This window comes from Blastococcus aggregatus (assembly GCF_900221005.1).
GTDB lineage: Bacteria > Actinomycetota > Actinomycetes > Mycobacteriales > Geodermatophilaceae > Blastococcus > Blastococcus aggregatus.
Genome location: NZ_OBQI01000006.1, coordinates 97,531 through 116,796 on the forward strand (window position 1 = coordinate 97,531; position 19,266 = coordinate 116,796).

The window sequence follows — 19,266 nt, forward strand, 5'->3', positions numbered from 1 at the left end:
GCCGTCGCCGTTTCAGGCCCGGGTCGAGGGGCATGGGCCGGGGATGAGCGAGCCCGAAGGCACCGGTTACCACGAGTCCCCCGACACCAGCGACGGCACCGCACCCGCCCCCGACGACGCGCCCGAGGGCTCGGCGACCCTGACCACCGACGACGAGGCCCAGCGGGACGAGGGCGTCGCCCGTCCTGGCAACGACTGATCAGGCGGTCACGGCCGGACGCCGCGCTCCCCGGCCGGCGGGGGCGGGCAGGCCGAGGAAGTAGCCCTGGCCGAGCCGCACGCCGCAGGAGCGCAGCGCGTCCCGCTCCGCCGCGGTCTCCACACCGGAGGCGATCACCTGGCAGTCCCGCTCGGCAGCGAAGGGCACCAGGGCAGCCAGCAGGGCGCGCCTGGCCGCGTCGTCCTCGATGCCGGCCGTGGTCTCGCGGCCGAGCTTGAGGAACGCCGGCCGGTACTGCTCGACCGTGCTGAAGCTGTCGTACCCGACGAGCGCGTGCTCGAGGGCGACCTGGACACCGATCGGGACGTCGGCGGCCGACAGCCCGCCCGCCCCCTTCTGCGCACCGGACTCCAGCACCACCGGGGTGGAGCACTCCCCCAGGATGGCCGCCAGCTCCCGACGGTCGTCCCACATGGCCGGGGACACGTTCACCGACACCCAGGCGCCCTCCGGCAGGGAGGCGGCGGCCGCCAGCGAGGCGCGCATCATCGCGCCGTCCAGGTCCACGCCGAGGCCGTTGACGCTGGCGGCGTCCAGCCGCTCCTGCGGCGGCCGCCCGTCGGCGAAGCGGCAGAGCGCCTCGTAGCCCACCGGCTCGGCGGCCTCGAGGTCGACGATCGGCTGGAAGACGGTGAAGAAGATGAAGTCGCGGAACGCGGAGACACCGGCGCGCTGCTCGGGGCCGGCGGCGACGTCCGCCTGCCTGGGCGCCGGGACGGGCCGGCGGTGCTGCGCGGACCCGGCTCCGGCCGGGTCGCCCGCGAGCGCACCACCCTCGGTGCCGGGGATCCCGTAGTGCAGCACCGAGGCCCAGTCCGCGCCCACCGGCTCCACCACGGCGCGCCGCCGGGCCGCCTGCGGAGCGCCGGACTCCCGAGGAGCCGGAACGGAGGCGGCCGGCCGCCGGGTGTCCACCGGGCGGTAGAGCCAGTCCCGCAGGTGCACCCACAGGTCGACGATGCTGTTGCCGACCCCCACGAAGGCGACCATCGCGTAGCTCGCGAGCGTGAAGTTCAGCAGCGCGTAGACTAGGTGCCCCCACTGCTCGCGCTGGATGTCGGTCACCACCGCGTACCCGGCCAGCCCGATCAGCGCCAGCGGGGCGAGGATGAAGAACGCTCCGGCGGTGGTGCGGTCCCGAACCTTCGGGGTCCGCTTGAAGGCGCTCTTCTCCCCGGTGATCAGCTGCAGGATCGACGCGAAGGACCCCGACAGGTTGACCGGCAGCAGGACGAGGTTGAACCCGTAGATGCGCAGGACGTCGGTGCGGCGGTAGCCGGTGGAACGCAGGTCCCCGGCCATCATGAGGAAGTACGGGATCGACACGAGCAGCAGCAGCGGGTTGAGCAGTTCGGCGTTGAACGGGTAGACGAGCATCGTCACCAGGCAGACGGAGCTCCAGAAGATCGACGCCATGTAGTTGACCCGCAGGAACAGCTCGCCGAAGCGGTTGCGCTCGCCGCGCGCCCGGCGGGCCCGCATCTGCTCGCGCAGCTTCGACAGGATGAGCAGGCCGCCGTTGGCCCAGCGCTGGCGCTGGATGCACAGCGAGCCGAAGTCCGGCGGGGTCGCCGAGTAGGCCAGCCGCTCGGGATAGTTGACCAGCTGCCAGCCGTGGACGCCGAGGTCGATGGTCGACTCGGTGTCCTCGATGACCGTGCGGTCCTGGATGTAGCGGCGGATCTCGAAGTCGCCGTCGTAGTCGACCTCGACGATGTCGTCCAGGGCCTTCTTGCGCAGCACCGCGTTGGCGCCCACCCAGAAGGTGGCGTCGTACTGGGTCATCCCCTGGTGGACGATGTGCTGGAGGTCCGTCGAGGCGCCGGAGATGCGCTCCAGCCGGGTCGCCGAGCCGGGGAACGAGCTGTAGGGCGTCTGCGCGACCGCCACCCCGGAGTGCGCGCTCTGCGCGAGGAGGTGGACCATCCGGGCGGCGTACTCCGGCAGCAGCATGCTGTCGGCGTCCAGGGTGAGCACGAAGGCCGGCTCCTCGACGACCAGGTCGGCCGCGCGCGCCGAGGACCTCACCAGCGCCAGGCCGACGGGCGTCTCGACCTCCTGGTAGCTGCCACCCATCAGGCCGATGTAGCTGTTGAGGTTCATCGCCTTGTTCGGCTCGTGCGACAGCGAGCGGTACCGCTTGCGCTCGAAGCTGGTGACGCGCGCCGCGAACGTGGCGACGAGCCGGCGGTAGAGCTGCAGCAGCCGGCCGGCGGGGAGCACGATCCCCTCGTCGGCGCCCGTCGCCAGGGCCTCGCCGACGGTGGCGAGGTCCGCGGACAGCGCGCCGAGCACGTGGTCGACGAAGAACAGGTCGGTGTGGTCGATGATCTCGTGCCGGGTCGCCAGGTCGTCCAGCCACTCGACGGCGAACCGGTAGTGCCCGGCGAGCTCGCGGATGTCCTCGGTCGTCGAGGCGCGGCCACCGCCCTCGCCGATCGCGCGCTCGAAGGCCTCCTGCGCGGCGCGGAAGCGGCTCGCGGGCACACCCAGCTCGTCCTCGATGATCCCGGGCAGCGCCCGCGCATCGTCCAGGAGGGCCCGGGCCTGCCGGGTGGTCGGGTGCTGCGGGTCGTCGATGAGCAGGACCACCTGCAGCGCCGGGTACTCCTGCAACGCCGCGGACAGGAGCGTCGTCCGGATGACCCGCTCGTCCTCCTGGTACGAGGGGACCAGCACGGTCACCGGCGCCGACGGCTGGTCGAAGAAGGCGTCCAGGACGACCCGGGAGGCGCGGTTGTGCGCCCGGCTCCGGTAGAAGAAGCCGATCCGGGTGATCAGGTAGGCCATCGCCGAGGTGGCCAGCCCGGTGACCATCAGCAGGTAGACGATCGCCTCGATGACCAGCCGTGCGCTGTCGGCCTTGCCCTCGATGAACTGCTGCTCGATCGTGAAGGCCACGTAGACCGCCCACGCCGAGACCGTGAGCACGATGGCCAGCCGCCCGATCGCCATGCGGCTCTCGGACACCTTCGGCGGCACCAGCGGGAGCGGCGCGCGCCGGCGGTCGCTGCCCCACTGCCGCCGGATGGCGGGCCGGCGGGGATCGGGCGCGGTGCGTTGCATCGAGGGGTCCACCTTCTGCTCGTCGGGTCCGACGGGCACCAGGCAGACGGGCCTGAGCTCGGACGTCCTCGGGCATCCTGCGGCGGCCGCACCCCCCGACGCTGCCCCTGCTCACTCTTCGTGGTGACCACGACACCCGGCGTCGCCACCCCGGGTCGATGGGGTGGCACCGTCTGTCTCAGCTGATCCCAGGTAGCGCGCGGTCCCGCCGGTGCTCCATCGACGAGAGCGAGGCCTCCATGCGCGCAGCACGCGTCGCAACCCCCGGCGAGCACCTCCAGGACGAGCAGCCGGTCGCACGGCGGCTGTCCTGGGCGCGTCTGGGGCTGCTGCTCCTGCTCGTGGGAGCGCTGGCCGGCGGCGCGTTCGCCTCCCTGACGGGGGCCGTCGGCCGCGCGGCACCCTCGACCACGACGTCGTGGAGCGTCCCCTACGTCGACGTGACCCTCACGCCGACCTTCCAGTTCCAGGATCCGACGGCCAACCCTGCCCGGACGGTCGCCCTGGCGTTCGTGGTCGCGGACACCGACGACGCCTGCGCCCCGAGCTGGGGCACCTACTACTCGCTCGACGAGGCCGGCTCCGACCTGGAGCTCGACCGTCGCATCGACCAGCTGCGCTCCGCAGGCGGCGACGTCATGGTCAGCTTCGGCGGGCAGGCCAACGACGAGCTCGCCGTGGCCTGCACCGACACCCGCGACCTCACCGGCGCCTACCGCGACGTCGTGGAGCGCTACGACCTGTCGGCCATCGACCTCGACATCGAGGGCACGGCCGTCGCCGACCAGCCGGCCGCCGCACGGAGGGCCGAGGCCCTGGCGTCGCTGCAGCGCGAGCGGGCGGCCGACGACTCCCCGCTGGACGTGTGGCTCACCCTGCCGGTCGCGCCGAGCGGGCTGACTGCCGACGCGCTCGACCTGGTGCGCACCACGCTGGCCGGCGGTGTCGAGCTGACCGGTGTCAACGTGATGACCATGAACTACGGCGGCTCCCGGGCCTCGACCCAGTCGATGCTCCTGGCCACCGAGCAGGCCCTGCGGTCGACTGCCGAACAGGTCAGGACGGTGTACGGCGAGCAGGGCACCCGGCTCAGCGACGCCGAGGCCTGGAGCCGCGTCGGCGCGACGCCGATGATCGGCCAGAACGACGTCGAGGGCGAGGTCTTCACCCTCGCGGACGCCGAGGACCTGACCGTCTTCGCCCGGGACAACGGCCTGGGCCGGGTCTCCCTGTGGTCGCTGAACCGGGACACCCGCTGCAGCGCGAGCTTCGCCGACGTCGCCGTGCACTCGAACGTCTGCAGCGGCATCGACCAGGAGTCGCTCGCCTTCGTCGACGTCTTCTCCGGCCTCGCCGGTGAGGGCCCTGCCGTCCGGGTCAGCGACGTGGTCCGGAACCCCGACCGGCAGCCGGTCGTGGACGACCCGGCCACGAGCCCGTACCCGATCTGGCGCGCCGAGGGCCAGTATCCGACCGGCTACAAGGTCGTCTGGCACGGCGAGGTCTACCAGGCCCGCTGGTATGCCGCGGGCGTGGACCCGTCCATCCCGGCCACGACCGGGACGGAGTCGCCCTGGGCCCTGCTCGGAGCCGTGACCAGCCGGGAGGCCACCCCGGCGCCGGTGCCCACGGTCACCGGCGTGACCGAGGTCTGGACCCCCGAGGCCCTCTACCAGCGCGGCGCCCGCGTCCTGCTGGACGGTCTGCCCTACGAGGCGCGCTGGGCCAGCCGCGGCGAGGCTCCCGGAACCCTGTTCCCGATCGGGTCCGACGAGGCCTGGGCGCCGCTGTTCACCATCCCCGGCCAGCCGGCCGGGAGCTGAGGGGCGGGCGCGACCTACCCTGGCCTCGTGCCCGTCGCCACCGCCACCGTGCTCCTGGCGCCGGACTGGCAGACCCGGACGGCGGCGCACGAGGCACGCATCGACCGCTGGGCGGCGCCGCACCGCGAACGGCGTTCGCGCGGCGAGACGCACCCGGTGCACGACTTCCTGTTCACGTACTACTCCGAGACGCCGGGGCGGCTGCGCCGCTGGCACCCCGGCGTCGGCACCGCGCTCGCCCCGTCGGCCGACGGCCCCGCCCCGCACGCCGGGTGGCGCTGGTACCGCGCCGGCGACGACGGCGTGGTGACCCTGGACGCGGCGGGCTACCTGGCCGACCGCGGGACGACGGTCGAGTTCGTGCGCGGGCTCCTGGCCGCCACCGCGGGCCGGCCGGTCTTCACCGGCTGCTTCGGGCTGCACGAGTGGGCGATGGTCTACCGCGCCGACGAGCGGCGGCATGCCCTGCCCCTGCGGCTGGGCCGGGCGGGCACCGACGCCGTCGTCGAGGCCGCCCAGATCCGGTGCAGCCACTACGACGCGTTCCGCTTCTTCACGCCGGAAGCGGTCGGCCGCAACCGGCTGCAGCCCACCCGCGAGACGCAGCCCGCGATGGAGCAGCCCGGCTGCCTGCACGCCACGATGGATCTCTACAAGTGGGCCTACAAGCTCGGTCCGGCCGTCCCGGGCGAGCTGCTCGCCGACTGCTTCGACCTCGCCGCCGACGTCCGCGAGCTGGACATGCGGGCCTCGCCGTACGACCTCCGCGACGCCGGCTACACCCCGGTCGCCATCGAGACGCCCGACGGCAGGACCGAGTACGCCGCCGCCCAGCGCGGCTTCGCCGCTCGCGGGGCGGAGCTGCGCCGCCGGCTGCTGGACGTCTGCGCGTCGCTGACCCTGGCATGAGGAGTTCACCGCCCCGCCGTACGGTCAGGAGGTGACTTCCGACTCCGACGGCCGCTGGATCCACCTCGAGGGCACCGCGAACACCCGCGACCTGGGTGGCCTGCCCACCACCGACGGCGGCCGCACGCAGCCGAACCGGATCCTGCGCAGCGACAACCTGCAGAGCCTCAGCGACTCCGACGTGCAGCTCCTGGTCGAGAAGATCGGGCTGCGCGAGGTCATCGACCTGCGCACCAGCGCCGAGGTGCTGCTGGAGGGCCGGGGGCCGCTGCGGGAGCGCCCCGAGGTGGTCCACCGCCACTTCACGCTGCTGCCGGAGCGCGGCCAGTACACCGACGTGTTCGCCGCCGAGGAGCCCGAGGTCCAGGACCTGCCCTCCGGGTGGCTGGACTCGTTGCTGCCGCGCCACGTCGCCGAGCACGACGAGGGCGAGCCGCCGCCGGTGCGCAGCTACCTCGGCTACCTGACCCAGCGCGGCGACGCCGTCGTCGAGGCGCTGCGCGCCCTGGCGGAGCCGGGCGAGCGCGCGTCGGTGGTGCACTGCGCCGCCGGCAAGGACCGCACCGGGGTGGTCGTCGCGCTATCCCTGGCGGTCGCCGGCGTGCCGCACGAGGAGATCGCCATCGACTACGGCCTCAGCGGGGACGTCATCGACGCGATCGTCGCCCGGCTGGCCGCCACCCGGACCTACGGCGGCGACATGGAGCGTCGGGACACCGCCGCGCACGCCCCGCGCCGGGAGACGATGGACCGGGTCCTCGAGATCCTGGACGAGCGCTTCGGCGGGCCGATCGGCTGGCTGGAGACGCACGGCTTCGGCGCCGACGAGCAGGCCGCACTGCGGGCGCGCCTGCGGGACTGAGCGACCGGCCGGTCAGGCGGGTCGAGGGGAGCTCTGCCCCTGCTTGTGCCGGTACATCGCGGCGTCGGCCTGCCGCAGGAGCTCCTCGGCGTCGCTGCCCGGCTGGTGGACGGCGACGCCCACGCTCGTGCCGACCGTCACCTCCCGGCCCTCGAGCCGGAACGGCTCGTCGAAGCAGTCCACGACCCGGTCGGCCAGGCCGTGCGCGTCGGCCGCGTCGAGGAGGCCGGGCAGGATGATCGCGAACTCGTCGCCGCTGAGCCGGCCGACCGTGTCGCCGGGCCGGATCGCCGCCCCCAGACGCGCAGCGACCTGGCGGAGCAGCTCGTCACCGGCCGCGTGCCCGAGGACGTCGTTGACCTGCTTGAAGCGGTCGAGGTCGCAGAAGAGCACGCCCAGGTGGGCGCCCGGCCCGGCCGACGGCAGCTCGGCGAGCAGCCGTTCCAGGAAGAGCACCCGGTTCGGCAGTCCGGTCAGCGCGTCGTGGTGGGCCTGGTGCCGCACGGTCTCCAGCAGGCGGGCCCGCTGCAGGGCCGAGACGGCCTGGTCGCCGACGCCCTGGAGCCGGACGAGCACGTCGCCGGTGAGCTCCCCCGGGGCGGCCTCCGTCGTCCAGCTGGCCGTCGCGATGCCCAGGAAGATGCCGTCGGTGACCAGCGGGAGCGCGACGACGTCGGTGACGCCGATCTGCGCCAGCAGCGACCGCACCGCCGGGCTTCCCTCGCCGTCGCGGATGATGCGTGGCTCCCGGGTGCTGAGCAGCTCCAGCAGCTCGGGGCTCTCCTCCGGTCGCAGCGGGGTCTCGAAGAAGACCTCCTGCTTGGGCCTGCCCACGTCCGCCGAGGCACGGGCCTGCAGCTGGCCGGTGGAGGGGTCCCAGAGCATCACGGAGGCGCTGTCGCAGCCGACGACCCGCGGGAGCGCGTTCGCGACGACCTGGCAGATCGCGTCCACGGCGTCGGCGGCGGCCAGTTCGTGCGCGAGCGAGAGCAGGGCGCCGGCCCGCTCGGCCTCGAGACGAGCGCCGTCGAGCGCGAAGAGCAGCTCCAGAGCGGCGGCCGCGTGTCCGGCGTAGGCGGCCAGCATGGCCTGCTCGTCCGCCATGGAGCCGTCTCCGGAGGGGTAGACGGCAGCCAGCCGGCCGTGCCGGCGGCGCGCGGAGGCGACGTCGACGACGACGGCGCGGGGGCCGAGGTCCTCGTCGGCGAGCAGCCGGCGGGCCAGCTCCTGGGCCTCCTCGTAGGGGAGCCCGGCGCTGTGCACCAGGGGCGGGCCGCCGCCGGGGGCGGCGACGGCGAGCAGGTGGGCGGGGGCCAGGACCGCCTGACCGGCGCGGGCGACGATCTGGCGCAGGACGGTGTCCAGGTCGTCGCTGCCGGCGAGCTCGGTGGCCGTGGACTGCAACGTACGCAGCTGCCCGCGCAGCGCCGCGAGCTCGCGGTCGGTGTCCGTGCCGGAGTTGCGCCGCCGGCGCAGCCGGGACCGGCGCTCCCAGCTGACCTCGTAGATGCAGGTGCGGCCGTCGCCGGTGCGGCACTCCGCAGAGGTGACGACGCCGGCGGGCAGGCCGAACAGCTGCGGAACGGTGGTGGCCAGGCCCCGGGCGAAGTCGCAGTCCAGTGCGGAGTGCTCGTACCCCTCGTGCAGGTGGAGCGCGGTGCGCGCCGAGGTGGCGGTGGTCTCGAGGATCTCCATGGAGGAGACGGTGGTGAACTTGGCGACGGCACGCGGGAGGCGGCGGAAGACCTGCCGGGGTGAGCCGAGGGCCCGCAGCACCAGCTCCAGGGAGTGGGCCAGGCCGCTGCGCAGCGCGGCGGCGCCCACGTGGAACATGACATCGGGGTCACCGAGCACCTCGGTCGCGGCCGAGAACAGGCGCACCCGGGTGGCGTAGCTGAACCAGCGCGACTGGTCGGCGAGCTCCTCGGCGGTGTAGGAGACACCGGCCAGCTCCAGGAGCCGGGCGACCGCGTCGGGCTCGCCGTGCGTCGCGACGTAGGTCAGCAGGCCGGCCGTGGTGACACCGGAGGTCTCGCGCGGTTCCGCGCCGGCGGCCCGGACGGCGGTCACCGCGGGTCCTTCGCCGCGTCCGTGCACGTCAGAGGCACGACCGTGCTCCGACCGAGGGGTCGGGCCGGGTCGCTCCCCGTCCGCATGCACATCACGGGAGACGTTTCGGCACGAAGCGGTCCGACCATGAGCGGAACCACTCTTCCGGGTGGACGCCCCCGGACAGCATTCGACCCCGGCCTCCGTGAGGACCGGGGTCGCGCGGGTGGAGCGGCGCCGTCAGGGACGGCGCGGCCGCATCAGCGGCGGACGTACGAGGTGGCGCCGGCCATCGTCAGGAGCTCGTCACGCATCGCAGGGCTGCTGCTGCGCGCGAGAGCCGCATCGATCGCGCGGCGGGTACGGGCCGCCTGACGCCGCTGCCGCCAGGTGGACGTGACGCTGTTCATCGTTGGTGCCTCTTTCGTCGGTCATGGTGGGCCTGCACCTAGGACAGTGCCTGCGATGTCCCCATTATTCCGACGGATCGGAGGCAGAGGTCCAGCAACGCCGAGGATCTCTCATCCGGGCGGGTGAATCGGGTCACGATCGACGGACGACGACGGCGCCCGCCCTCCGAGGAGGACGGGCGCCGTCGTCGTGCGCGCGGGCGGTCAGCTGGGTCGCTGGACGTCCCCGCGCCAGGCACCGGTCTCGGTGCCGCGGCTCTCGATGAACTCCTTGAACCTCTTCGCGTCGGCCTTGACCTGGCGGTCGTCGAAGCCGAGCGCGGCGCCGGCCTTCTCGACCAGGCCCTCGGGCTCCCAGTCGATCTGGATCATCACGCGGGTCTTGGCGTCGTCCAGCCGGTGGAAGGTGACCACCCCGGCGTGCTTGGCCTCACCGGTGGTGCTGGTCCAGGCCACCCGCTCCTCGGGGTGCTGCTCGGTGATCTCGGCGTCGAACTCCCGCTTCACACCGTCGATGTTGGTGACCCAGTGCGTGTGCGTGTCATCGATCTGCGTGATCTTCTCGACCCCGCCCATGAACTGGGGGAAGGACTCGAACTGCGTCCACTGGTCGTAGACGGCCCGGATCGGGACGTCGACGTCGACGGATTCCTGCACGCTGGCCACGGTCTCGCTCCTCGTGTCGCTTGATCGGTCGTGTGCGACCTACCCCGCGGACGACGAGGTGACACGTCGAACGCGCCGGTCGAGCAGCAGTCCGGCGAGGAGGCGCAGCGCGGCGGTCGCGGTGACGACCAGGAGCAGCAACAGGACGATCCCCGAGCCGATGTCCGCGTCCGGGCGGTCGGACAGGGCCACCCCCAGGTGCACCCCGCCCATGCCCAGCCCGGTGATCAGCAGCACCACCCCGGTCCGCCGCCCCCGCGCGCCGGCCGACTGCGCCAGCAGCAGCCCGGCGGCGAGCAGCACGGCCGCGTAGCCCGCGAAGGCGAGCACCAGCGATCCGGCGCCGGCCTCGTCGTCCGCGTCGACCACGGCGCCGGCGGCCCAGGTCAGCACGGCGAAGGCGACCAGGGCGACGAGGGCGGGGAGACGGCGGTCCATGAGCGCCATCCTGCCGCCCACGGCCGCCGTCACAACGCGCCCGTCACAAGGCCCCCGTCAGAACGCCACCGTCAGAACGCCAGGGCCGCGCCGGGGTCGGCCAGCAGCGCGCCGACGTCCGCGAGGAACCGGGAGCCGAGCTCGCCGTCGACGATCCGGTGGTCGAAGGAGAGCGCCAGAGAGGTGACCTGCCGCGGCCGGACCTTCCCCTTGTGCACCCAGGGGCGTTCCCGGATCGCCCCGAACGCCAGGATCGCCGCCTCGCCGGGATTGAGGATGGGCGTGCCGGTGTCGACGCCGAACACACCCACGTTGGTGATCGTGATCGTGCCGCCGGTGAGGTCGGCCGGCGCGGTGCGCCCGGCGCGGGCGGTCTCGGTCAGGTCGGCGAGCGCACCGGCCAGCTCGGCCAGCGACAGCCGCCCGGCGTCCGCGATGTTCGGGACGACGAGGCCGCGCGGGGTGGCGGCGGCGATGCCCAGGTTCACCTGCCCGTGCACGACGATCTCCTGGGCCGCCTCGTCCCAGGAACTGTTGATCATCGGATGCCGGCCGGCCGCCAGGAGCACGGCCTTGGCCACGAAGAGCAGCGGGCTGATCTTCACGCCGGCGAGCTCGGGCCGCTCGGCCAGCCGCCTGCGCAGCTTCTCCATCCGCGTGACGTCGACGGTGAGGAACTCCGTGACGTGCGGCGCGGTGAACGCGCTGGCGACCATCGCGGCGGCCATGTGCCTCCGGACGCCCTTGATCGGGATCCGCTGCTCCTCCCCCTGGGCGGACATGGCCGTCTCCGCCCCCAGGGGCGTGCGGGCGGCGTCGACGTCGGCGCGGGTGATGACGCCGTTCGACCCGGTGCCGCGGACCGTCGCGAGGTCGACGCCCAGGTCCTTCGCGTACTTGCGCACGGGCGGCTTGGCCAGCGGCCGCGGTCCGCGCCGGCCGGGCGCGACGGCGAGGGACGGCGCGGCGTCCTCGCGGAGCGCAGCGGCCTCCGCCTGCCGGCCCACCTCCAGACCGCCGTGCCGCATGGGCTTGGAGCGGGCATCCGGCGCGGTGGCGAGCAGCGGCGCCCGGTCGGGGAGGTCGTCGGCGGTCCGGCGGGGTCGGCGACGGGCCTCGGTGTTCCGCGGGCCGTACCCGACGAGCACCGCCGTCCGGCCGTTGGCGGTGGTCTCGCCGATCAGCCCCGTGCCGGTGGGTTCCGGAGCCTCGACGCCCCCGTCGCCGGTGTCGACCGTGATGATCGGCGTCCCGACGTCGACGGTCGCGCCGGCCTCGACGAGCAGTTCGACCACCCGGCCGGCGTAGGGCGAGGGGAGCTCGACGGCGGCCTTCGCCGTCTCGACCTCGCACAGCGGCTGGTTGACCGTGACGGTGTCGCCCACGGCGACCAGCCACTGCAGGAGCTCGGCCTCGGTCAGGCCCTCCCCGACGTCGGGCATCGCGAACCGGCGGAGCGTCGCGTTCGCCATCTCAGAACTCCATCGCGCGGTCGACGGCGTCCAGCACCCGGTCGAGATCGGGGAGGTAGGCCTCCTCGAGCTTCGACGGCGGATAGGGCACGTCGTAGCCGCCCACCCGCAGCACCGGGGATTCCAGGGAGTGGAAGCAGGCCTCGGTCACCCGGGCGGCGATCTCCGCACCGAGCCCGAGGGTGACCGGCGCCTCGTGCACGACGACGCAGCGGCCGGTGCGCCGGACGGAGTCGACGACCGGGTCGAGGTCCAGCGGCGAGAGCGTGCGCAGGTCGACGACCTCCAGCGAACGGCCCTCCCCCGCGGCGACCTCGGCGGCCTGCAGCGCCGTCTTCACCATGGGGCCGTACGCGAGCACGGTGACGTCGTCGCCGCCGCGCACGATCCGGGCGCCGAACAGCGGCTCGGGGGTGCCGGAGGTGTCCACCGGCGCCTTGTCCCAGTACCGGCGCTTGGGCTCGAGGAAGACCACCGGGTCGGGGCAGGCGATCGCCTGCTGGATCCCCCAGTAGGCGTCGACGGGATTGCTGACCGCGACGACCTTGAGGCCGGGCGTGTGCGCGAAGTACGCCTCCGGGCTCTCGCTGTGGTGCTCCACGGCCCCGATGCCGCCGCCGAACGGGATGCGGATGACGATCGGCATGGGCATCGCGCCGCGCGAGCGGGCGTGCAGCTTGGCCACCTGGGTGACGATCTGGTTGTAGGCGGGGAAGACGAAGCCGTCGAACTGGATCTCGACGACCGGCCGGTAGCCGCGCATCGCCAGACCCACCGCGGTGCCGACGATGCCGGCCTCGGCCAGCGGGGTGTCGACGACGCGGTCCTCGCCGAAGTCCTTCTGCAGGCCGTCGGTGATCCGGAAGACCCCGCCCAGCCGGCCGATGTCCTCGCCCATGAGCACGACCTTCGGGTCGTCCTCCATCGCGCGGCGCAGCCCGTCGTTCAGCGCCTTGCCGATGGTGAGGGTCCGGGTCGCGGGGGCGTCCAGCAGCTCGGCGCTCACTCGGCACCGCCGTCGAAGCCCGCCTGGTACGCCTCGAACTGCGCCCGCTGGGCGGCCAGGTGCGGGGTCTGCTCGGCGTACACCGCGTCGAACATCGCCGTGGGCGGCGGATCGGGCATCTCGACCGTGCCGCTGCGGATGCGGACGGCCAGCTCGTCGGCCGCGGCGTCCACTCCCTCGAAGAACGCGGCGTCGGCCAGCCCGCTGCGGGACAGGTAGGCCTTGAGCCGGGCGATCGGGTCGCGCAGCTTCCACTCCTCCACCTCGTCGGCGAGCCGGTAGCGGGTGGGGTCGTCCGACGTCGTGTGCGCGCCCATCCGGTAGGTGAACGCCTCGATGAAGGTCGGGCCCTGCCCCTCGCGGGCGGCGCGCAGCGCGGCGCGGGTGACGGCCAGGACGGCGAGGACGTCGTTGCCGTCGACCCGGACGCCGGGGAACCCGAAGCCGGCCGCGCGGTGGTAGAGCGGCACCTTGGACTGCCGCTCGAGCGGCACGCTGATCGCGTACTGGTTGTTCTGGCAGAAGAAGACGACGGGGGCGGCGAAGCTGGCCGCGAAGACCATGGCCTCGTTGACCTCGCCCTGGCTGGTGGCGCCGTCGCCGAGGAAGGCGAGGACGGCGGACTCGGCGCCGTCGCGCTGGATCCCCATGGCGTAGCCCGTGGCGTGCAGGCACTGGGCGCCGATGACGATCGTGTACGGGCCGAAGCTGCGCTCGACCGGGTTCCAGCCACCGTTGTCCACGCCGCGGAACAGGCTCATGACGTGCAGCGGGTCGACCCCGCGGGCCCACGCGACCCCGTGCTCGCGGTAGGTCGGGAAGGCCATGTCGCCGTCCTCCAGCGCGCGGCCGGCGCCGAGCTGGGCGGCCTCCTGCCCGAGGAGGGAGGCCCAGATGCCGAGCTCGCCCTGCCGCTGCAGCGCCGTCGCCTCGGCGTCCCACCGGCGGACGAGCGCCATGTCGCGGTAGAAGCCGCGCAGCTCCTCGTCGGAGACCTCCAGCGGATACCCGGGGTGCTCCACCCGCTCGCCCTCGGGGGTCAGCAGCTGCACCAGGTCCGGCTGCTGCGGGAGGTGCGGCGCTCCGGCGCCGGGGAGGGGGCCGGCGAACTCGCCGGCCTCGCCGATGTCGATCTCGGTCTCGTTGCGCACAGCGGTCACCGCTCGCTCCTCGCCGTTCGCCGCACCGGCCGGGGTCACCGGCTCCGCGCGGAGGTGGACGTCTGCTCGGCGCCGGGGTGTGGCGCCGCTCACACATCCTGCCACGGGTCGGTGCGGCGGCCTACGAAGTCGCGGCCCTCAGCAGCCGATCGCCGCGGGTTCGCCGGGTCCCGTGTCGCCCGGACGGGTGGATCATCCCTCCGGGCGCCGGATCCGGACCGGCCCGCGGGCGGTGGCGACGTCGACGACCACCCCGCCCTGGGTGACCTCGACCTGCCCCGCGGCCGCCAGGCGTCCGGCCGCGGCGCGGGCTGCGGGCATGAGCTCGCGCCACTCCGCCGGATCCACCCGGCGGGCCGCCTCCGAGGGGCAGATCGTGGTGCCCGGGCGCCGCAGGTCGAGCAGCTCGCCGATCGCCTGCTCCAGCCGCGCGCCGCCGTCCACGGCTCGAGCCTGCGCGGCCGGCGGCCCGACCGCCACCCGCCGGGTACTGGCGCCCGCGCGCGGCGCAGGGCACGCTGCGCCCCGTGCGCCGTCCCGCCGTGGTCCTGCTGCTCGGTGCGCTGCTGGGCGCGGTCGGCATCTGGGTGGCCGCTCCCGCCCAGGCCTGCGACTGCTCCACGGGGACGACGGCGGAGAGCGCCGAGTGGGCCGACGCGGTGTTCACCGGCCGGCTGGTCGACAGCCGGAAGGGCCCGCCCGGGCGCTGGGGCAACGTCCCCACGGTCCTCGTGTTCGCCGTCGACACGGTGGTGAAAGGTGACGTGCTGGAGCGGCAGGAGATCGTCACGTCGTCGGACTCGGGGAGCTGCGGGGTGTTCCTGTCCGGGAGCGGCCCGTTCGCCGTCTTCGGCACCCGCGCCGATGACGTCAGCGGGCTGTTCACCCTCGAGCCCGACCAGTTCGCCATCAACCAGTGCGACGGCACCGGCGCCCTCACCCCGGCGCTCCAGGCGCAGCTGGACGCGCTCCCCGGGACGCTGCCCGGGACCGGCCCGGCCTCGGCGCCGACGGACGTGTCCGACGACCGCACCGGACCGGTGCTCGCCGGGGCCGTCGGGCTCGCCGCCCTGGGTGCGGCCGCGGTGCTCGTCCTGCGCCGGCGCCGGGTCCCGGTTCCGCGGACGGAGAACGCGATCGACGCCTCCGGGCCTCCGTGACACAGTCCGCGGATGCAGGAGATCACCAGCGAGGCCCAGCTCCGCGCCCTGCTCGGCGAGCCGGTGCCCGCCGCGCTGGCGAAGGAGCGGACGGCGCTGGCCGACGTCGACCGGGAGTGGCTGGCGGCCTCCCCGTTCTGCCTGATCGCGACCAGCGGTGCCGACGGCAGCTGCGACGTCTCCCCCAAGGGTGATCCGCCCGGGTTCGTGCTGGTCCTCGACGACCGGACGATCGCGATCCCCGAGCGGGCGGGCAACCGCCGGGCCGACGGCTACCGCAACATCCTGGCCAACCCGCACGTCGGGCTGATCCACCTGCTGCCCGGCCGGACCGACACGCTGCGGATCAACGGCCGCGCCCGCCTGGTGACCGATGCGGACCTGCTCGACCGGATGGTGGTGAAGGGGCACCGGCCGGTGCTGGCGGTGGTGGTCGAGATCGAGCAGGTCTTCTCCCACTGCGGCAAGGCGTTCCTGCGCTCGCAGCTCTGGGACGCCGGGAGCTGGGCGCCCGAGGCGGTCCCCTCGCGGGCACGGATCGCGCACGCGCTGGAGCGCAGGCACGAGCCGCTGGAGGAGCTGGAGCGCTACTACTCCCCCGAGACCTACGCCGCCGGCCTCTACCCGACCGCCTGACCGGTCAGGGGCGCCAGCCGGCCTCGTCGACGCCGCCGGGCACGGGCGCGGCGGGGTCGTAGGGCGTGCGGGTGAAGATGAAGGTGCCCAGGTCGAGGTGGTCCTCGGCGATGCGCAGCGTCTCCCCGGCGTAGTAGCCGTCCAAACCGACCCAGCGGCCGTCTCGCTGCTCGAACCGGCTCGCCCGCCCGCCGCGCCCGGGCAGCGGCCCCAGGTGCAGCCGCCCGCCGGCGACGGCACGCAGCACCACCGGCGAGACCCCCCAGAACCAGACGCCGAGCGCGGTCAACGGCACCGGGGACGGGGACGGGCTCCAGGGCTCGACGATCCGGGGCTCGGCGGCGCGCAGGTCGGACAGCAGCCCGAAGACGACCGGATCGACGCCGGCGGTCGCGTTGGCCAGCGACACCGCGCCGGTCCGCTCGTCGCGGTCGACGAAGACGCCGGCCAGGAAGCCGGGCATCGAGCCGCCATGGCCGACCAGCGTGCGCCCGTCCACGCGCATCACCTGCAGGCCCAGGCCGTAGGCCGACCAGCCCGGCGCCGAGGAGTCGACGCCCGCGGGCTCGGTCATCTCCTCGAGCGTCGCCGGGTCCAACACGTCGGCGGTGTCACCGAGCAGGAAGGCGGCGAACCGGCCGAGGTCGGCCAGGGTCGCCCACAGCTGGCCGGCGGCCGCCATGACCCCGGCGTGGTGCTCCGGCTCGGGCAGGACGACGTCGGCCCACGGGTGCACGGCCTGCCCCTGCGCGGCCGCCCCCGACGGGCGCGGCGTGGTCCGGGACATCCCCAGGGGGCTGAGCACCCCGGTGCGCACCGCGTCCTCCCACGAGCTGCCGCGCTGTCGCGCCACGAGCTCGCCGAGCAGGCCGAAGCCGAGGTTCGAGTAGTGGAACCGCCGCGCGGCGCCGAGGACGACGTGGTCGTCCGCCAGGCCGAGGTCGGCCAGCGACCCACCCGGCACGCGCTCCCACCAGCCGCCCGGGCTCTCGGCCGAGGCGCCGGCGAGGTGCGAGAGCACCTGCCCGACGGTGCGCTCGCCGAGCGGCGTGCCCGGCAGGTGCCGCTCGAGCGGGTCGTCGAGGGAGAGCCGGCCCTCGTCGCGCAGCCGCATCACCAGGACGGCGGTGACGGTCTTGCTGATCGAGCCGAGCCGGTACTGGACGTCGGCGTGCGGCTCGGGCACGTCGCCGCGGCCGGCCGACCAGGCGAGCCCGCCGTCCCGGACGACGCCGGCGACCAGGCTCGGTGCGCGCCCGTCCGCCTGTGCGCGGGCCACGCGGGCGAGCAGGGTGCGGGCGGTCGCGGGCAGCACGGGTTCGGGCATGACGGGGACCGTAGCGCCGCCGGGATCCCCGCAGGTCAGGTGGTGCGGACGGCGTCCTGCGCACCGAGCGCACCGGTGCGGGTGGCCCAGCGCTCGAACCAGATCGTCACCAGCGGCGGCACCGAGGCGGCCAGCGCGAGCAGCGTGGTGCCGGCCGACCAGCGCAGCACCCGGGCGGCGACCAGCGTGACCAGCACGTAGGCCACGAAGACGGCACCGTGGATCGGCCCGAAGATCTGCACGCCGACCTCGGAGGTCTCCAGGATCCACTTCACGAACATGCCGGCCAGCAGCCCGACCCAGGAGCAGGCCTCGGCGATGGCGACGACGCGGAACGCGGTGGCGACGGTGCGGGGGTTCATCGGGGCGGGTCCTCGGGGGTCGGGAGTCGATCGGGGATCGGCGGTCGAGAGCTCAACGGGTGGCTGCGGTCCGGCGTCCCCGCGTGCGGTGTGATCCTCCCGGCAGTGGCAGGGTCGCCGTCGTGCGGGGGCTGGCGCGGCGGGAGTTCTGCCCCGTGCTGCTGCGCCGGATGGCCGACGTCCGCCCCGACCTCGTCGCCGAGGCGCTGCCCCGGCTCGGCGCGACGCGCGCGGAGGCGCACGCCGCGCACACCCGCTGGCAGGCGGCCGTGGACGACCTGCGGGTCTGGGAGCACGTGCTGGACGACGTCGTCGTCCTGCCGGGGGCGCGCAGCGTCGACCCCGGCGGGGTGCGGACGACGTTCGTGTGGGGGCTCCTGCAGCGGGTGGATCAGGCCGCGATGCGGCGGGCCCCGGCGTAGCCGCCTACGGCGTCCACGGGCGCGACCTTGACGACGTCGCCCGAGGTGGGCGCGTGCACCATCTGACCGTTGCCGATGTAGATGCCCACGTGGCTGACCGGGCTGTAGAAGAACACCAGGTCGCCGGGCTGCAGGTCGCCGCGCGCGACGGACCGACCCATCTGCGACTGCATCCGGCTGGAGTGCGGCAGGTTGATGCCCGCGGCCTTGAAGGCGTACTGGGTCAGGCCGGAGCAGTCGAACGCCTTCGGGCCGCCGGCGGCCCAGACGTAGGGCTTGCCGCGCTGCGCCATGGCCGTGTCGATGGCGACCTGGGCGGCCTGGCCGTCGGCCACCACCGGTGCGGATGCGGCGGCCAGCGGCTCGGTGCGCTCGCCACGGCTGGCCCGCTCGGAGCCAGCACTCTCGGACCCGTGCGCAGCGCCCGAGGCGTGCGCGGTGGCTGCCGCAGCCGCCACGGCCCGCTGCTCCTCGGCGCTGAGCCGGTCGTGGATCGCCCGGTACTCGCCGATCTGCCGCTCGAGCTCGACCTTCTGGCCGGAGACGGCGTCGTACTGGCGCTGCGCCTCGGCGGCGGAGGCCTGCAGCTCCGCCTGGGCCCGCACGGCCACGGCGTTGGCGTCGGCCGCGACGGTGAGCAGCTCGTTCTGGTGCCCGGCGACCATCTGCAGCGTGGACATGCGGTTGACGAACTCGTCGGCGGACCCGCTGATCATCAGCGCCTGGAACGAGTTGAGCCCCGAACCGGTGTAGGCGCTACGGGCGACGCCGCGCACGCTCTGCTGCGCCTCGGCCAGCACGGCCGTGGCCCGCTCCACCTCGACCTGGGCGGCCTGGGCCGCGGCCTGCTGGGCGGCCAGGTTCTCCCGCGCCTCGTTGAACTCCTCGGCGAGCGCCTCGAGGTCGTGACCCCGGGCGGCGATCAGCTCGGCCGCCTCGGTGGCGGTCGCCGGGTTCGTGGGGGCCGCCGAGGCGGGCACCGTCGCGAGCAGGATGCCGGCGGCGCCGGCGAGGGCCACCAGGGCCCGGCGTGCGGTGCGGCCGCGGGGAGCAGACAGGGGGAACGCCATGAGCGGGCGGCTCTCCGATTCGTTCGGTGGTCCGACGGGCTGTCACCCAGTCGGTGACGGAAAGCCCCGGCGGGCACACAGACCGTAAGGCCGTTACCCACCTGTGACAACGGGCGAAATACAACTGTGTGGTTTGCCGAGCCGAGGTCCGGGTACTACGTCCCTCTGGCCTGCAGGAACGTGTGACGGACCCGTCCATCTTTTTCTC

The 19,266-nt window shown here is 74.2% G+C and carries 19 protein-coding genes; 7 read left to right on the top strand and 12 right to left on the bottom strand.

Translation table 11 applies throughout. The features are described 5' to 3' along the window. Positions 1-43 precede the first annotated feature (43 nt). Positions 44-199, top strand: coding sequence for a hypothetical protein (locus CRP29_RS22900; protein WP_176523045.1), 156 nt, complete (start codon positions 44-46; stop codon positions 197-199). Here the strand turns inward: CRP29_RS22900 and CRP29_RS18675 are convergent, their stop codons facing one another. Continuing rightward, positions 200-3,325, bottom strand: coding sequence for a glycosyltransferase family 2 protein (locus CRP29_RS18675; RefSeq protein ID WP_217991670.1), 3,126 nt, complete (start codon positions 3,323-3,325; stop codon positions 200-202). 200 nt (positions 3,326-3,525) lie between these two features. On the opposite strand from CRP29_RS18675, the gene CRP29_RS18680 reads away from it, so the two are divergent. From CRP29_RS18680 to CRP29_RS18690, 3 genes are read left to right on the top strand one after another with little or no spacing between them, the layout of a single operon-like run. Then, on the top strand, positions 3,526-5,109 hold the full coding sequence (locus CRP29_RS18680) for a chitinase (protein ID WP_097196575.1): 1,584 nt from the start codon (positions 3,526-3,528) through the stop codon (positions 5,107-5,109). Positions 5,110-5,136: 27 nt separating this feature from the next. Next, on the top strand, positions 5,137-6,018 hold the full coding sequence (locus CRP29_RS18685) for a 3-methyladenine DNA glycosylase (RefSeq protein ID WP_097196576.1): 882 nt from the start codon (positions 5,137-5,139) through the stop codon (positions 6,016-6,018). Positions 6,019-6,049: 31 nt separating this feature from the next. Continuing rightward, positions 6,050-6,880 carry a tyrosine-protein phosphatase gene (locus CRP29_RS18690; RefSeq protein ID WP_097196577.1) on the top strand — a complete coding sequence of 277 codons (831 nt, stop codon included), beginning with the start codon at positions 6,050-6,052 and terminating at the stop codon, positions 6,878-6,880. Between the two features lie 12 nt (positions 6,881-6,892). Here the strand turns inward: CRP29_RS18690 and CRP29_RS18695 are convergent, their stop codons facing one another. From CRP29_RS18695 to CRP29_RS18725, 8 genes are all read right to left on the bottom strand, one after another. Continuing rightward, the gene (locus tag CRP29_RS18695) at positions 6,893-8,950 is read right to left on the bottom strand and encodes a sensor domain-containing diguanylate cyclase (RefSeq protein WP_097196578.1); all 2,058 of its coding nucleotides are present in this window, start codon (positions 8,948-8,950) and stop codon (positions 6,893-6,895) included. Positions 8,951-9,189: 239 nt separating this feature from the next. Further along, entirely contained in the window at positions 9,190-9,339 is a 150-nt protein-coding gene (locus CRP29_RS22905) for a hypothetical protein (RefSeq protein ID WP_176523046.1), read from the bottom strand. A gap of 204 nt (positions 9,340-9,543) precedes the next feature. Next, entirely contained in the window at positions 9,544-10,005 is a 462-nt protein-coding gene (locus CRP29_RS18700) for an SRPBCC family protein (RefSeq protein ID WP_097196579.1), read from the bottom strand. 39 nt (positions 10,006-10,044) lie between these two features. Further along, positions 10,045-10,443, bottom strand: coding sequence for a hypothetical protein (locus CRP29_RS18705; protein WP_097196580.1), 399 nt, complete (start codon positions 10,441-10,443; stop codon positions 10,045-10,047). A gap of 71 nt (positions 10,444-10,514) precedes the next feature. Further along, positions 10,515-11,915 (bottom strand): dihydrolipoamide acetyltransferase family protein, encoded by a 1,401-nt coding sequence (locus CRP29_RS18710; protein WP_097196581.1) that lies wholly within the window; start codon positions 11,913-11,915, stop codon positions 10,515-10,517. Position 11,916: 1 nt separating this feature from the next. Next, positions 11,917-12,921, bottom strand: a complete 1,005-nt coding sequence (locus CRP29_RS18715) for an alpha-ketoacid dehydrogenase subunit beta (protein WP_245853041.1) — start codon at positions 12,919-12,921, stop codon at positions 11,917-11,919. After that, on the bottom strand, positions 12,918-14,081 hold the full coding sequence (gene pdhA, locus CRP29_RS18720; protein WP_245853043.1) for a pyruvate dehydrogenase (acetyl-transferring) E1 component subunit alpha: 1,164 nt from the start codon (positions 14,079-14,081) through the stop codon (positions 12,918-12,920). Before pdhA ends, CRP29_RS18715 begins: the two co-directional genes overlap by 4 nt. Before the next feature lie 192 nt (positions 14,082-14,273). Next, the gene (locus tag CRP29_RS18725) at positions 14,274-14,525 is read right to left on the bottom strand and encodes a DUF3253 domain-containing protein (RefSeq protein WP_097196582.1); all 252 of its coding nucleotides are present in this window, start codon (positions 14,523-14,525) and stop codon (positions 14,274-14,276) included. An 83-nt stretch (positions 14,526-14,608) separates the two neighbouring features. Here CRP29_RS18725 and CRP29_RS18730 point away from each other — a divergent pair, with 83 nt between their 5' ends. Together CRP29_RS18730 and CRP29_RS18735 are read left to right on the top strand one after the other, a co-directional pair. Beyond that, complete coding sequence (locus tag CRP29_RS18730; RefSeq protein ID WP_141437174.1) at positions 14,609-15,241, top strand: hypothetical protein; 633 nt, start codon at positions 14,609-14,611, stop codon at positions 15,239-15,241. A gap of 12 nt (positions 15,242-15,253) precedes the next feature. Continuing rightward, positions 15,254-15,877, top strand: coding sequence for a pyridoxamine 5'-phosphate oxidase family protein (locus CRP29_RS18735; RefSeq protein ID WP_097196584.1), 624 nt, complete (start codon positions 15,254-15,256; stop codon positions 15,875-15,877). A gap of 4 nt (positions 15,878-15,881) precedes the next feature. Here the strand turns inward: CRP29_RS18735 and CRP29_RS18740 are convergent, their stop codons facing one another. Beyond that, the gene (locus CRP29_RS18740; protein ID WP_097196585.1) at positions 15,882-17,204 is read right to left on the bottom strand and encodes a serine hydrolase domain-containing protein; all 1,323 of its coding nucleotides are present in this window, start codon (positions 17,202-17,204) and stop codon (positions 15,882-15,884) included. Positions 17,205-17,239: 35 nt separating this feature from the next. Further along, entirely contained in the window at positions 17,240-17,566 is a 327-nt protein-coding gene (locus CRP29_RS18745) for a DUF3817 domain-containing protein (RefSeq protein ID WP_097196586.1), read from the bottom strand. 122 nt (positions 17,567-17,688) lie between these two features. Between CRP29_RS18745 and CRP29_RS18750 the strand changes: the two genes are divergently transcribed. After that, complete coding sequence (locus CRP29_RS18750) at positions 17,689-17,988, top strand: hypothetical protein (RefSeq protein ID WP_097196587.1); 300 nt, start codon at positions 17,689-17,691, stop codon at positions 17,986-17,988. Here the strand turns inward: CRP29_RS18750 and CRP29_RS18755 are convergent. Beyond that, positions 17,958-19,058: a C40 family peptidase gene (locus CRP29_RS18755; protein ID WP_097196588.1), complete on the bottom strand. Its 1,101-nt coding sequence runs from the start codon at positions 19,056-19,058 to the stop codon at positions 17,958-17,960. The genes CRP29_RS18750 and CRP29_RS18755 overlap by 31 nt on opposite strands. Positions 19,059-19,266 lie beyond the last annotated feature (208 nt).

Excerpts from the sequence above, each read along its gene's own strand:
- CRP29_RS18705 (WP_097196580.1), bottom strand. The coding sequence starts at position 10,443 with ATGGACCGCCGTCTCCCCGCCCTCGTCGCCCTGGTCGCCTTCGCCGTG.
- CRP29_RS18740 (WP_097196585.1), bottom strand. The coding sequence starts at position 17,204 with ATGCCCGAACCCGTGCTGCCCGCGACCGCCCGCACCCTGCTCGCCCGC.
- CRP29_RS22905 (WP_176523046.1), bottom strand. The coding sequence starts at position 9,339 with ATGAACAGCGTCACGTCCACCTGGCGGCAGCGGCGTCAGGCGGCCCGT.
- CRP29_RS18710 (WP_097196581.1), bottom strand. The coding sequence starts at position 11,915 with ATGGCGAACGCGACGCTCCGCCGGTTCGCGATGCCCGACGTCGGGGAG.
- CRP29_RS18680 (WP_097196575.1), top strand. The coding sequence starts at position 3,526 with ATGCGCGCAGCACGCGTCGCAACCCCCGGCGAGCACCTCCAGGACGAG.
- CRP29_RS22900 (WP_176523045.1), top strand. The coding sequence starts at position 44 with ATGAGCGAGCCCGAAGGCACCGGTTACCACGAGTCCCCCGACACCAGC.
- CRP29_RS18755 (WP_097196588.1), bottom strand. The coding sequence starts at position 19,058 with ATGGCGTTCCCCCTGTCTGCTCCCCGCGGCCGCACCGCACGCCGGGCC.
- CRP29_RS18745 (WP_097196586.1), bottom strand. The coding sequence starts at position 17,566 with ATGAACCCCCGCACCGTCGCCACCGCGTTCCGCGTCGTCGCCATCGCC.
- CRP29_RS18735 (WP_097196584.1), top strand. The coding sequence starts at position 15,254 with ATGCAGGAGATCACCAGCGAGGCCCAGCTCCGCGCCCTGCTCGGCGAG.